Source organism: Janthinobacterium darwini (assembly GCF_051380905.1).
Classification (GTDB): domain Bacteria; phylum Pseudomonadota; class Gammaproteobacteria; order Burkholderiales; family Burkholderiaceae_D; genus Janthinobacterium.
Window position 1 is genome coordinate 2520755 of the sequence record NZ_JBNYXX010000001.1, and the last position, 12958, is coordinate 2533712.

Annotated in this window: 13 protein-coding genes; 12 read left to right on the forward strand and 1 reads right to left on the reverse strand. The window is 62.7% G+C overall.

Annotated elements, in window-relative coordinates:
* Positions 1 to 7 precede the first annotated feature (7 nt).
* The 12 genes from flgC (at position 8) to ACQ4WZ_RS11655 (ending at position 10748) form a co-directional block, all read left to right on the forward strand.
* Positions 8 to 424, forward strand: a complete 417-nt coding sequence (gene flgC, locus ACQ4WZ_RS11600; protein WP_034757795.1) for a flagellar basal body rod protein FlgC — start codon at positions 8 to 10, stop codon at positions 422 to 424.
* Between the two features lie 3 nt (positions 425 to 427).
* A complete protein-coding gene (locus ACQ4WZ_RS11605; RefSeq protein ID WP_436573462.1) occupies positions 428 to 1081 on the forward strand; it encodes a flagellar hook capping FlgD N-terminal domain-containing protein in 654 nt (217 codons plus the stop codon).
* Between the two features lie 58 nt (positions 1082 to 1139).
* Positions 1140 to 2318: a flagellar hook protein FlgE gene (locus tag ACQ4WZ_RS11610; RefSeq protein ID WP_133992192.1), complete on the forward strand. Its 1179-nt coding sequence runs from the start codon at positions 1140 to 1142 to the stop codon at positions 2316 to 2318.
* A 26-nt stretch (positions 2319 to 2344) separates the two neighbouring features.
* A complete protein-coding gene (locus ACQ4WZ_RS11615) occupies positions 2345 to 3073 on the forward strand; it encodes a flagellar basal body rod protein FlgF (RefSeq protein WP_133992194.1) in 729 nt (242 codons plus the stop codon).
* A 32-nt stretch (positions 3074 to 3105) separates the two neighbouring features.
* A complete protein-coding gene (flgG, locus tag ACQ4WZ_RS11620; RefSeq protein ID WP_180338421.1) occupies positions 3106 to 3894 on the forward strand; it encodes a flagellar basal-body rod protein FlgG in 789 nt (262 codons plus the stop codon).
* A gap of 11 nt (positions 3895 to 3905) precedes the next feature.
* Complete coding sequence (flgH, locus tag ACQ4WZ_RS11625) at positions 3906 to 4568, forward strand: flagellar basal body L-ring protein FlgH (RefSeq protein WP_166674808.1); 663 nt, start codon at positions 3906 to 3908, stop codon at positions 4566 to 4568.
* Between the two features lie 9 nt (positions 4569 to 4577).
* Positions 4578 to 5690, forward strand: a complete 1113-nt coding sequence (locus ACQ4WZ_RS11630) for a flagellar basal body P-ring protein FlgI (RefSeq protein WP_101480807.1) — start codon at positions 4578 to 4580, stop codon at positions 5688 to 5690.
* Positions 5690 to 6082: a rod-binding protein gene (locus ACQ4WZ_RS11635; RefSeq protein WP_436573463.1), complete on the forward strand. Its 393-nt coding sequence runs from the start codon at positions 5690 to 5692 to the stop codon at positions 6080 to 6082. The genes ACQ4WZ_RS11630 and ACQ4WZ_RS11635 overlap by 1 nt, the downstream gene beginning before the upstream one ends.
* Positions 6083 to 6163: 81 nt before the next feature.
* Positions 6164 to 7525: a flagellar hook-associated protein FlgK gene (gene flgK, locus ACQ4WZ_RS11640; RefSeq protein ID WP_133992196.1), complete on the forward strand. Its 1362-nt coding sequence runs from the start codon at positions 6164 to 6166 to the stop codon at positions 7523 to 7525.
* A gap of 10 nt (positions 7526 to 7535) precedes the next feature.
* A complete protein-coding gene (flgL, locus tag ACQ4WZ_RS11645) occupies positions 7536 to 8447 on the forward strand; it encodes a flagellar hook-associated protein FlgL (RefSeq protein ID WP_436573464.1) in 912 nt (303 codons plus the stop codon).
* A gap of 5 nt (positions 8448 to 8452) precedes the next feature.
* Positions 8453 to 9496, forward strand: a complete 1044-nt coding sequence (locus ACQ4WZ_RS11650) for a hypothetical protein (RefSeq protein WP_436573465.1) — start codon at positions 8453 to 8455, stop codon at positions 9494 to 9496.
* Positions 9497 to 9647: 151 nt separating this feature from the next.
* Positions 9648 to 10748, forward strand: coding sequence for a glycosyltransferase family 9 protein (locus ACQ4WZ_RS11655; RefSeq protein WP_436573466.1), 1101 nt, complete (start codon positions 9648 to 9650; stop codon positions 10746 to 10748).
* On the opposite strand, the gene ACQ4WZ_RS11660 is transcribed toward ACQ4WZ_RS11655, so the two are convergent.
* The gene (locus tag ACQ4WZ_RS11660; protein WP_436573467.1) at positions 10733 to 12898 is read right to left on the reverse strand and encodes a putative bifunctional diguanylate cyclase/phosphodiesterase; all 2166 of its coding nucleotides are present in this window, start codon (positions 12896 to 12898) and stop codon (positions 10733 to 10735) included. The genes ACQ4WZ_RS11655 and ACQ4WZ_RS11660 overlap by 16 nt on opposite strands.
* Positions 12899 to 12958 lie beyond the last annotated feature (60 nt).

Here is a 12958-nt window from a genome sequence, read left to right on the forward strand (position 1 = left end):
GATCAGCATGAGCTTCCAGGATATTTCCAAGATCGCCGGTTCGGCGATGGCGGCGCAGACCGTGCGCCTCAATACCATCGCCAGCAACCTGGCCAATGCCGATTCCGTTGCCGGTTCCGAAGGCGAAACCTATCGCGCACGCAAGCCCGTGTTTGCAGCCGTGATGGATGGCCCCGGTGCCAGCGGCGCCGGTGGAAGAGTACAAGTGCTCGACGTGGTGCAAAGCGATGAGCCGCTGCGCAAGGTGTATGAACCGGGCCACCCGATGGCCAATGCCGATGGCATGGTGTTCTACCCCAACGTCAATCAGGTGGCAGAGATGACCGACATGATGTCGGCGTCGCGCGCGTTTGAAACAAATGTCGAAGTTCTGGGCCGCATCAAGTCGATGCAGCAATCGCTCCTCAAATTAGGTGAAGCATAATCCATGGAAACCAATCTCTTTACAAACAACACCAGCGGCAACGGCAGCAACAACAATGCCGTCAAGTCGCAAGGCAATGCCACCCAGGATATGTTCACCAAGTTGCTGGTCGCGCAGATCAAAAACCAGGACCCCCTCGCGCCGACCGACCCGAGCCAGTTCGTCAATCAATTGACGCAGCAGGCGCAAACAGAAGCGATGCAGAACCTGTCGGCGCTGACCAGCGCCAATGCCAGCGTGCTGCAATCGATGCAGGTGCTGGCATTGGGCGCGCAAGTGGGCTCAGAAGTCATGGTCAACAGCGAAACGGTGCAGCTCGACAAGAGCAAGGTCAGCGGCACCATCGCGCTGGCCGCCAGCACCACCAAGACCACCGTGACCCTGAAAGGGCTGGACGACAAGGAATACAAGATCGAACTGGGTGCCAAATCGCCCGGCACGGTGCCGTTCACCATCGATCCTGTGGCCTTGGGCTTGCCTGCCGGTACCTACAGCATGAAGGTCAGCACCAGCGGCACCGAAAAACCATCGGTCGATATTGCAGGCAAACTCAACAGCGTGCGCCTGTCGTCTGGTGGCAGCATGATATTGAGCGTGTCGAACCTGGGCGAAGTCAACCCTGGCGCGATCACCGGCTTCAACGGCAAGACGGCCTGATCCGCTCGCCCCTTCGTTTCCTGCACACTAATCTCGTCCTTCACTAAAGGAAGTCAACATGAGTTTCGACATCGCCCTGTCCGGTATCCAGTCCATCAACCAACAGTTGAACAGCACCAGTAACAATATCGCCAATGCCGGCACCTACGGCTTCAAGAGCAGCCGCGCCAACTTTTCGGCCATGTACGCCGGTTCGCGCGCAACGGGCACGGAAATCGGCTCGATCACGCAAAGCATGTCGCTCAATGGCGGCGTGCTGAACACGGGCCGCGCGCTCGACGCCGCCATCGATGGCCGCGGCTACTTCGTCGCGCGCGATGCGCAAAACACCATGAGCTACAGCCGCGTTGGCATCTTTTCGGCCAGCAATGACGGCAAGCTGATCGATTCGAACGGCCGCCTGGTACAGGGCTATGCCTCCGTCAAGGGCAGCACCACCCTGGGCACCATGGGCGACATGAACATTCCGACGGGCCAAATTCCTGCAGAAGCGTCGACCAAGCTGGCGTATGCCGCCAACATGTCGTCCGAGTGGCCTATCAAGACCCCGCCTTTCGACAAGACCAATGAACTGAGCTACAACAGCGCCAAGTCCTCGATCGTCTACGATTCGCTGGGTGCCAAGCACTCGCTGGGCCAGTACTTTGTCAAGACGGCAACGGGCGTGACCGTGCACTACACCCTCGACAACGCCGATCTGGCACCGGTGACAAACATGACCTTCGACACGTCCGGCAAGCTGCAGACCGGCACGGCGGTCACGCTGGCGCTGGGCACGCCGCCCGGCGCCGCGGCGCTGTCGATCGCCATCGACTACACGGGCACGACCCAGTTCGCGGGCGAAGCCACCACCTCGACCGACCGCGCCGATGGCTATGCCTCGGGCACCTACACGGGCGTGGAACTGGCCAATGACGGCTCCGTTGTAGCGAAATACACGAACGGCCAGAAGCAAAGCATCGGCGTGATCGCCCTGGCCACCTTCCCAGACGAAGGGGCGCTGACGGCCGTCAACGATACCAGCTGGGTCGCCTCGACCACGTCCGGCACCGCCATCTATGACCGTCCGGGCGTCGGCATGGCCGGCAAACTGGTGACGAGCTCGCTGGAACAGTCGAACGTCGACATCACCTCCGAACTGGTGGGCCTGATGACGTCGCAGCGCAATTACCAGGCGAATTCGAAGGTCATCTCGACCGAGAACGCCATGCTGCAATCGCTGATGCAAGCGTTGTAATCCACGATACGCGAAGGTAAAGAGCAATGGATGCGCTGATTTATACCGCCATGAGCGGGGCCGACCGTGCCCTGCGGGCACAGCAGGTACACGCCAACAACCTGGCCAACATCGAGACGGGCGGCTTTCGCGCCAATCTGGAAGTGTCCACTGCCCAGCCGCTACAAAACGGCTATGGCTACGACGACCGCCACATGACGCAGACGCAGTCGAGCGCCGTCGGCACGCGCACGGGCGCCATCAAGGAAACGGGACGCGAACTCGACGTGGCCGTCACGGGCAACGGTTTTCTCGCGGTACAGTGGCAAAACGGCGAAGCCTACACGCGCGCCGGGGCCATGGACCTCGATGAAACGGGCGCGCTGACCATCAACGGCCGCCCTGTGCTGGGCGAAGGTGGCCCGATCACGATTCCCGAGCACACCAGCCTGTCGATCGGCGGTGATGGCACGATCTCCATCCAGGTGCCGGGCACTGCGCAAATGCAGACTGTCGACAAACTCAAGCTGGTCAACGCCGAAGCGGGCGAACTGACCAAGAACGAGGCGGGCCTGATCGTCGCGCGCAGCGGCGAAGACTTGCAGGCTGACCCGACGGTGCGCCTGCGCGACCGCCATCTGGAAGGCAGCAACGTCTCGGCCGTCGAGGAAATGGTCGCCACCATGAGCCTGAACCGCAGTTTCGAGATGCAAATGAAAGTATTCAAGGCCAGCGATTCCATGACGGAATCCGGTAACCGCCTGCTGGGCGCTTAAGCCCAACGCCAAACTATTACTAGGAGCAACACATGAATCCAGCAATGTGGATCAGCAAGACCGGCGTGCAGGCACAAGATGCCAAACTGCAAGCCATCGCAAATAACCTGGCCAACGTCAACACCGTCGGTTTCAAGCGCGACCGCGTCGTGTTCGAAGACCTGTTTTACCAGGTCGAACAGCAACCGGGCACGCAGCGCGCCGACAATACACTCTCGCCATCGGGCGTACAGCTGGGTAACGGCACGCACATGGTGGGCACGCAAAAAGTGTTTACCACCGGCAGCCTGCAAACGACGAGCCGCGAATTCGACGTCGCCATCACCGGCAACGGCTTTTTGCAAGTGTTGCGCCCGAACGGCGAAGCAGCCTACACGCGCGCCGGCCAGCTGGGCATCAATGAAAACGGCGTGATGGTCAACGCCCAGGGCTTGCCGCTGGTGCCGCAGATCACCGTGCCAAACAATGCCACGGCGATCACCATCGGCGAAAACGGCATGGTCACGGCCACCGTGCCGGGCAATGTCAACGGCACCCAACTGGGCCAGCTGAACCTGACCAGCTTTATCAACCCGACGGGCCTGCTGGCACTGGGCGAAAACCTGTTCCAGGAAACGGCATCGAGCGGCACGCCGACCGAAGGCCGTCCCGGTGAAGGCGCCCTGGGCAAGCTGAAGCAGTTTGCGCTGGAAGGCTCGAACGTGCAGGTGGTCGAAGAGATGGTCGACATGATCGCTGCCCAGCGCACCTATGAAATGAACACCAAGGTGCTGTCGGCCGCCGACAATATGCTGCAATACCTGGCGCAAGCGGCACGCTGATGACAGGCGCCATGAAAGCCACGGCGGCCGCGCTGCTGGTGTTGATGGCCGGTTGTGCCAGCCAGCCCGCCGCGCCGGTGGCGCCCAGCTTTTCCGATACGCCGCTGCCCGTGGCGCCGCGCAGCGCTGCGCGCGGCGGCGTGGGAGGCGGCGTGTTCAATCCTGACGCGGGCCTGGACCTGATCTCGGACAGCCGCGCCTTCCGCGTGGGTGACGTCGTCACCGTGGCCCTGCAGGAAACCACGCAGGCCAGCAAGAAGGCCGGTACCTCCTTCAACAAGGGCTCGTCCGTCGGCGTGAAAGCGGCCAACATCCTCGGCAAGACTTTCCCCAAGACGGGCATAGACCTCTCTGCCGAACGCGACTTCGCCGGCGACTCGACCAGCACGCAGCAAAATGCGCTGTCCGGCGCCATCACCGTGATCGTGCAAGAAGTGCTGCCTAACGGCTTGCTGCGCGTGCAAGGCGAGAAGACGCTGACCCTGAACCAGGGCGAAGAATTCGTGCGCCTGCGCGGCTACCTGCGCGCAGCCGACATCGATTCCAACAACCAGGTATCGTCCTTGCGCATCGCCAATGCGCAAATCGCCTATTCCGGCCAGGGCACCCTGGCCGAAGCCAATACACCAGGCTGGCTGACGCGCTTCTTCGTCGGCCCATGGATGCCGTTTTAAGGTGAGCTCATGAAATTTCGTTCCGCCCTGCCCCTGGCAGCCATGCTGGCCGTGCTCTCCGGCCTGTCCCTGCCCGCCAGCGCCGCGCAAGTGCTGCGCAACCTGGTCAGCATCGAGGGCGTGCGCGACAACCCGCTGGTCGGCTATGGCCTCGTCGTGGGCCTGAACGGCAGCGGCGACACCACCCAGGTAAAATTTTCCAGCCAGTCCGTGGTCAACATGCTCAAGCAATTCGGCGTGAAGATGCCGGACGGTGCCGAAGCGAAAAGCAAGAACGTCGCCACCGTCATGGTCAGCGCCGTGTTTCCACCAGGATACCGCCGTGGCCAGGCCATCGACGTCACCGTCTCGTCCCTGGGCGATGCGAAAAGCTTGCGTGGCGGCACCTTGCTGCTGACGCAATTGCGCGCGGCCGACAATGAAACGTATGCGCTGGCGCAAGGCAACGTGGTCGTCGGCGGCTTGAACGCCACCGGCAAGAGCGGCTCGTCCGTCACCGTCAACACGCCCACCTCGGGCCGCATTCCCAACGGTGCCAACATCGAACGCGAGATTCTCAGCGACTTTTCCACCAGGCCTTCCGTCACCCTGAACTTGCGCCACCCGCATTTCGAGACGGCCATCAATATCGTCGAAGCCGTGAACCGCCGCTTCGGTGCCGTCGCCACCACGCGCGACGCCACCAGCGTGGACGTGCTGGCGCCGGAAAACCCGACCCAGCGCGTGGCTTTCATGGCCAAGCTGGAAGCCTTGAGCGTCGATGTGGGTGTCGACACCCCGAAAGTGGTCTTCAATTCGCGCACCGGCACCGTAGTCATCGCCGAAGGCTTGCGCGTGAAGGCGGCTGCCGTCACGCACGGCTCGCTCAAGGTCGTCATTTCCGAAAGCTCGGCAGTGAGCCAGCCGGCGCCGTTCGGCCGCGGCCAGACCACTGTCACACCGCAATCAAAAGTGTCCGTCGACCAGGGCAACGGCAATATGTTCAAATGGCCGGCCGGCGCCAAACTGCAGTCTATCATCGATGTGGTCAACAGCCTGGGCGCCTCGCCCGATGACATCATGGCAATTTTGCAAGCCCTCGACCAGGCTGGCGCCATCGAAGGCGAACTGGTGGTAATCTGATGCTTAATATCAATGACAGCAGCAGCGCCCTGCCTTCGGCGCTCGACGACCGCTCTCCTGCCGCGGCCACGCCGGCCGATCCCCGCTACGCGGCCAAGGCCACCGAGGCGGCCGTCAAGTTCGAAGCCTTCTTTATCTCGCACATGCTGCGCCAGATGCGTTCGGGCACGCGCGAGATGGCTGGCGAGGACAGCGTCTTCAAGGACCCCATCAACAACGACATGCTGGAAATGGCCGACAACCTGGTGGCCGACAAGATGGCCGGCCAGCGCGCCTTCGGCATCGCCGACGCCATCCTACGCCAGCTGCTGCCGGCGGCCGGCGCCCCCGTGGCTGCCAAAAGCCCTGTCAAGACCGACAATATTGCGGCGCCGCTTAATAAATCTGTCTGAAGCGTCGCCTGTACAAGGTAACAACGATTCAATGCCTGCCCACCCGCACGCGCCACACTCTTCACGAAAGAAACTTGCCCAATGAGCATCATCAGCAATGCATTGTCAGGCAGCATCGCCGCCCAGGCCGCACTCAATGCGGCCAGCCAGAACATCGCCAACCTGCAAACGGCGGGCTACACGCGCCAGGGCGTGCTGCTGTCATCGCTGGGCGCCACCGCCGGCGTGCGCTCGGCCGGCAATGGCGTGGAAGTGTCCGCCCTGCTGCGCTTTGCCGATGCGTATAAAAGCCAGCAAATGTGGCGCGCCGCGTCCGACCAGGGCGCCCGTTCGCAGACCCAGCCTTACCTGACCCAGCTCGAGCGCGTGATGGGCGACGATGCCTCCAGCATCAGCAACGGCATCGACGGCTTTTTCGCCGCCCTCAACGCGGCGGCCGTTGACCCGACCTCGACGCCACTGCGCCAGCAGATCATCACCTCCGCCGACGCCATGGCGCAGCGCTTCAACAGCATCAGCACCGTCATGGCCAACCAGTTGCTGTCGGTGCAGCAGCAACGCGCAGCGATCGTGCCACAAGCCAATACCACCCTGGCCAATATCGCCGCGCTGAACCAGCGCATCAGCACCTCCACGGCCTCGGGCACGAACGTGTCATCGCTGATGGATGCGCGCGACCAGCTGATCGACGGCCTGGCCTCGCAAATGGGCATCGACGTCCTCGACCAGCCGGACGGCTCGCGCAATATTTCGCTGAAGTCGGGCCAGCCGCTGGTCATCGGCAGCCTGGCCGGCACCTTGACCAGCGGCATGACGAACACGGGCCAGCAAACCCTGAGCCTCGATTTCGCCAAGTCCTCGTACAACCTCGATCTGTCAGCCATCGGCGGCCAGATGGGCGGCCTGGGCGAGTTCGAGCAAAACACCCTGAGACCGCTGCAACAGTCGCTGCAAGACATGGCCACCCAGTTGACCAGCCAGGTCAATGCGCAGCTGGCCCTGGGCAAGACCATGGCTGGCGCCGCCGGCGGCCCCCTGCTGGCCTACGCGAACGGCAAGCTGAGCATTACCCCCGGCTTCAACGCCAAGGACCTGGCCCTGTCGCTGACAGGTGCGGCAGGCGACAGCGGCAACTTGCAAAAATTGATCGATATCAAGAATCAATCGATCAATGTCAGCTGGGTGGGTTCCGTCCTGATGAGCGATGCGGATACGCAACTCGTCGGCAAGCTGGCTATCTACAGCCAGCAGAACCAGGCCCTGCTGAAGACGTCTAACACGGTGCGCGCGCAAGCCATCGACGACTGGAAGTCCACCAGCGGCGTGAACAAGGACGAGGAAGCGATGAATCTGGTCGAATTCCAGAATATGTACCAGGCAAACATGAAAGTCATTTCCGTGGCGAACACCTTGTTTGATGCCACTTTGCAAATGATGGGTTAAGGAGAAGACTATGCGTGTCGCCAGCAGCCAGTACCAATCGCTGATTAATATATCGCTTCAGCAAAATCAGGAACGCATCAATTACCTGACCCAGCAAATGTCTTCGGGCTTGCGCATCCAGCTGCCATCGGACGATCCAATCGGCAACGTGCGCATTTCGCGCCTGACGCGCGAGCAAGCCATGGTCACGCAATACCAGGACAATATCGCCACGGTGAAAGTGCGCCTGCTGAAGAACGAAAACTACCTGTCGAGCATGGTCACCGACATGGGCCAGGCGCGCGACCTGCTGGTGTGGGCTGCCGACGGCGGCAATGCGCCGGACGACCTAAATGCGATGACGCAGTCGCTGATCGCCATGCGCGACAGCGTACTGTACACGGCCAATCTGAAGGACCAGGAAGGCCGCTACATGTTTTCCGGCACCGCTACCGACCAACCCGCCATCAAATACGATCCGGCAGCAACTGCAGGTTCGCGCTACACCTACATCGGCAATACCGACACGCAGACCGTGGTGGTGGGCAATGGCGTCACACAGGCGGCCAACGTAGACGTGAAGAACCTGGAAGTATGGCTGAACAAGATCGACCAGGCCATCACCACCCTCGGTACGAAGGGCGTCAGCCCCAACGATCCGGCCGTGCGCAGCGTGGTGGTCGCCGCGCTCGATGGCACCGATGACGGCATGGATTTACTCTCTGGCAAGATCGCCATCTTCGGCGGCGCGCAAAACATCCTCACCACGCTCTCCGGCAACCTGGCCAATGTGTCGCTGTCGAACAATTCGGCCCTGCTGGACCTGAAAAAGACCGACATGGGTGCGGCAGCCATTGAACTGACCGGCTACCAGACGGCCCTGCAGGCAACCTATAAAGCCTACGCCAAGGTTGGGACTATTTCCCTGTTTGATCTTCTCTGACCATCATGCAAATCGTTCAGACCTCCTCCACTTCCGGCGTCAATGCCAAAGGCGCCGGCACAGCCCGCGTCGTCGATGACGCGTCCGCCGCTATCAGCGGCAGCGCCAGCGCGCGCAGCGAGGCGCCGGCGGCAAGGAGGTCGGCGGCGGGCCTGCAGCGCGGCCTGAGCAACTGGGATCACCAGTTGCAGGGGGAAATTTCTAACGCACAACAAACCCTGGACTACCTGGAACGCAGCAGCAGCCAGTTGCAGTCGCTGAAAAGCGAGCTGGCGGCCAAGCTGGCAGCGCGCTTGGGCCGCGAAGGGCAAGTCGAGGCAAGAGTACGCCAGTTCAGCAATACCTGGCGCCAGCGCGCCAGCGCCTCGGGCGGCACGCTGGACGCACAGCTCAGCTATACCAGCCCGCAGGCGTCACAGCAGAACTTCAGCATCCGCGGCCTGACCATGGCCAGTCTGCAGGAAGGCCCGCAGGAAGTGCTGGCCTTTTCCGTCGGCGGCGCGAACCAGGCCTTGCGCTCTGTGAATATCGAACCTGGCCTGAGCGAGAATGAAATCGTTTCCCGCTTCGACCGTGCACTGATGCCGTCCGGCATCGGCGTCAAACTGGGCGAGAATGGCGAACTGGTGTTCAGCACGTCGGAAGCGGCCTGGGCCAACGTGCGCGACAGCCTGTCGGTGCGCGGCAGCGGCATCCGCTACCCGACCGGCCAGATGAGCCGCGTGCGCACGGATGCGGAACCGGCCGCCATTACCCCGGAAGAATGGCATACCGGCGACATGGAAGCCCTGCGCGCCACCTTGCAGCAAGTGGTCCAGGCGCTGGCGCGGTTGCAGGCGGCGCGCAGTTCCGTCAGCCTGGCCCTGGCGCAGGCCACGGGACGGGTGGCACGGGCGCAACCGGTGCAAGTGAGCGTCAGCATGGATACGCTGGCCGAAAACTTCACGCAAAAGGCCAGCCAGCCTGGCTATGAGTCGCTGCTGGCGATCAGTTCGGCGCTGGTCGGCATCAGCCGCGAGCGCGTCGTCGCCCTGCTGGGCCTGGAGTAAGTCCCCCCCCCCGCGTGCGCTATCTTGGCGCACGCAGCAATAAACGGGGCACGCCCCCTAGCCCAGGATGGTGGAAATCCGTAAGATGCTGGTGTCGCTTGCTTATTAGCCAATACGCCAGCGCATCCTGCCATCCATTTCCGGAGTTCCCTTGATAAAAACCGCCGCCCGGCTGATCAGTTACGCCCTGCTGGGCAAATCCGACAAGCAGCCACTCGATATCGCCAAGGTGCGCAAGGTATTGATTTTGCGCAACGACAAGATCGGCGACATGATCGTGACCTCCGCACTGCTGCGCGAGCTGAAAAAGAACTATCCGCACTGGCAGATCGACGTGGCAGCCAGCAGCGCCAACCGCGACATCATCGCCGACAATCCGCATGTGAGCGACATCCTCATTTGGGACAAGCAGCCGCTGCTGCGCGATTTGCGCACCACCATCGCCGAGCTGCGCCGACGCCGCTACGACGTCATCTTCAACCCCTACAACCGTTTTTCGATTCCCTTGCTGCTGCGCATCAAATGGCTGGGCGCGCGCTATTTGACGGGCTTTGCCATTCCAAAATATGGCACCTCGACGGAAAATCTGGGCATGTTCGACCATACGGTGCCCTGCGACCGCAGCCGCCACATTCTGCACAGCTTTTTTGCCACGTTCGGGCAATTTGACCTGCGCGACATCGACATGCGCTATGAACTGTTCGGTGTCGATGCGCACGCGGCACAGGTCGACGCCGCCTGCGACACCCTGCTGCGTAGCTATGAAGGCTTGTTCTGCCTCAACTTCCAGGGCAGCAATGCGCAACGCACGGTCAGCGTGGCTGACGCCCAGCGCTGCTGCGCCACCCTGGCGGCACGCTATCCGCGCCATGCGCTGCTGGTGATCGCCGCGCCGGGCACCGAGGCGCGCGCCGCCGAAATCGTGGACGGTGCCGGCCATGCCAACGTGATGGCCGCACCACCCACCGGCCACATCCTCGAACTGGCGGCCCTGATCCGCCGCTGCGAACTGGTGCTGTCGCCCGACACCTCGGTGATCCACATCGCCTCGGCGTATGACAAGAAAATCGTCGGCTACTACATCCGCACCGATAACTACCGCTGGTTTTACCCGGCCAGCCGCCACTACCGTGTCATCCTGGCGCCTGGCCTGACCTTGGCCAAGGTCAGCGACGCCGACACCCTGGCCGCCGTGGAACAGCTGATGGAGGGCGAAGGGCAGGCGCAGGAAACCGTTCAGCCAGCCGCCTGAGCCGCCAGCAGGCGGTCCATTTGCCCTGCCGGCAGCGCGTGGGAGAAGAAATACCCCTGCGCATAATCGCAGCCGGCAGCGCGCAGCAGATCGCGCTGCGACGCCGTTTCCACCCCTTCGGCCACGACTTTCAGTCCCAGCCGCTGCGCCAGCGCAATGATCGATTCGCACAGGCCCAGCCCGGCATCGTCGCGTTCCAGTTCGCCGACCAGGGAACGGTCGATCTTGAGAAAGTCGATATCGGCTGTTTTCAGGCACGCGAGCGACACTTGCCCGCTGCCGAAATCGTCGAGCGCCAGCGCCAGGCCCATGGCGCGAAACTGGCGCAGCCGGTCGGCCACCTGGCATGCCTTGTCGAGCAGCACCGCTTCTGTTGTTTCGATAACGATGGCGCCCGACGCCAGGCCCTGCCGCGTCAGGTGCCCGCCCCAGTCCTGGTACAGCGCACCGTCGCAGCGAAATTCCACGGCCGACTTGTTGATACTGATCTGGAGCGCGGCACCATGCTCGTCTTGCCACTGCCGTGCCTGGCGCACGACCTGGCGAAACACCCACTCGCCGATATCGATGATCAGGCCGTTCGTCTCGGCAAAAGCGATGAAGTCGGCGGGCAGCAACAGGCCGCGCAGCGGATGGCGCCAGCGCAGCAGCGCCTCGGCCCGCTCGATGGCGCCATCGCGCAGGCGGATGATGGGCTGGTAATGCACTTCAAATTGCTCATGCGTCAGGGCCAGGCGCATCTCGCGCACCGTATGGCGGCGCACTTCGGCCGCCTGCTGCAACGCCGGCGTGAAATAGCTGTAGCCGTTGCGCCCCCCGTTCTTGGCCGCATACATGGCCTGATCGGCATGCCGCAGCAAGCTGTCCGGCGTATCGCCGTCAGCTGGATACAGCGCCACGCCCACGCTGGCCGACACGTGCACCGTATCGCCGTCAAGCACGAAAGGCTGGGTCAGCCCGGCCGTCAGTTCCTGCAGCACACGCTCGATGCCACCCAACTGCCCCACGCCGGCCAGGATGACGGTGAACTCGTCGCCGCCCAGGCGCGCTACCGTATCGGTGGCGCGCACGCGTTCGCTGATGCGCCGCGCCGCCTGGCGCAGCAGCATGTCGCCCTTCTCGTGGCCCAGACGGTCATTCACCTGCTTGAAATGGTCGAGGTCGATGAACAGCAGGGCCAGGCAAGTGCCTTCGCGCCTGGCGTGGTGCGCCTCGTGCTGCAGCCGGTCGAGAAACATGTGGCGGTTCGGCAAGCCCGTCAGCTCATCGAAATTGGCTTGCCGCCAGATGCGCTCGGATGCTGCGCGCTGCGCCGTGATGTCGCTGACCAGCGCCAGCGCACCCAGATAGGTGCCGCCGGAGTCGAAGATGGGATTGGTAGCCAAGGTGGCCCACAGGGTGCTGCCATCACGCCGCAGGAACTTGAATTCGTGGCGTTCGGCAATGCCAACCTGGCGCCGCGCAATATTGCGCTCCAGGATGGCGCGTCCCTCGTCATCCATGAAGGCCACCAGCGGTTGGCCCAGCATATCCTCGATCTGGCAGCCCAGCATGTGCGCCATCTTCGGATTGACAAAGCTGGTCAGCGCCTGCGCATCGATTTCCCAAATCCCCTCCTCGGCGCCGTGCACGATGCGCCGGAAGCGTTCTTCGCTGCGTTCAAGCGCCGCCAGTTTGCCCTCGGCCTGCTCCAGCACCAGGCGCAAGGCCTGGCCGTTCGGGTCGGCGCTGCCTAGCAGGCAGACGGGCAAGCCGGCCTCGCGCGCGCCGGGACGGGACTGCACCTGCAGCTGGATACGCTCGGGCTCGCTGCTATTGAGCACGCGCTGCACGAAGCGCTCGTAATCGTGACGAAACGCCTCGTGCACATAGGAGCGGAACAGCACGTGGCCGGGCCGTTCCCGGGGCAGGCCGAACAGCTCGGCCGCCACCAGGTTGACTTGCAGGATCACGCCATCGAGTCCCAGCACGAAATGGGCGACGGGCGCCAGCAGGTATAAATCGTTGAAATAGGCTTGCTCGCGTTCAGCCTCCACCCGTTCCGGGCTGAAGACGCCATCATCAAGCAGGGGCGCGGCATGCAGCGGCATGCCGTCGTGGCAGCGTGGAGAGAAATCCGGAACAGGTACCGCTTGCGGTGGCGTATCCATGGCTGTCCTTTGCACTGCCGCCCTGGCAAAAAGGTGGGTGCAGTACCGAGACTAGCATGT

Excerpts from the sequence above, each read along its gene's own strand:
- flgC (WP_034757795.1), top strand. The coding sequence starts at position 8 with ATGAGCTTCCAGGATATTTCCAAGATCGCCGGTTCGGCGATGGCGGCG.
- ACQ4WZ_RS11605 (WP_436573462.1), top strand. The coding sequence starts at position 428 with ATGGAAACCAATCTCTTTACAAACAACACCAGCGGCAACGGCAGCAAC.
- ACQ4WZ_RS11610 (WP_133992192.1), top strand. The coding sequence starts at position 1,140 with ATGAGTTTCGACATCGCCCTGTCCGGTATCCAGTCCATCAACCAACAG.
- ACQ4WZ_RS11615 (WP_133992194.1), top strand. The coding sequence starts at position 2,345 with ATGGATGCGCTGATTTATACCGCCATGAGCGGGGCCGACCGTGCCCTG.
- flgG (WP_180338421.1), top strand. The coding sequence starts at position 3,106 with ATGAATCCAGCAATGTGGATCAGCAAGACCGGCGTGCAGGCACAAGAT.
- flgH (WP_166674808.1), top strand. The coding sequence starts at position 3,906 with ATGAAAGCCACGGCGGCCGCGCTGCTGGTGTTGATGGCCGGTTGTGCC.
- ACQ4WZ_RS11630 (WP_101480807.1), top strand. The coding sequence starts at position 4,578 with ATGAAATTTCGTTCCGCCCTGCCCCTGGCAGCCATGCTGGCCGTGCTC.
- ACQ4WZ_RS11635 (WP_436573463.1), top strand. The coding sequence starts at position 5,690 with ATGCTTAATATCAATGACAGCAGCAGCGCCCTGCCTTCGGCGCTCGAC.
- flgK (WP_133992196.1), top strand. The coding sequence starts at position 6,164 with ATGAGCATCATCAGCAATGCATTGTCAGGCAGCATCGCCGCCCAGGCC.
- flgL (WP_436573464.1), top strand. The coding sequence starts at position 7,536 with ATGCGTGTCGCCAGCAGCCAGTACCAATCGCTGATTAATATATCGCTT.
- ACQ4WZ_RS11650 (WP_436573465.1), top strand. The coding sequence starts at position 8,453 with ATGCAAATCGTTCAGACCTCCTCCACTTCCGGCGTCAATGCCAAAGGC.
- ACQ4WZ_RS11660 (WP_436573467.1), bottom strand. The coding sequence starts at position 12,898 with ATGGATACGCCACCGCAAGCGGTACCTGTTCCGGATTTCTCTCCACGC.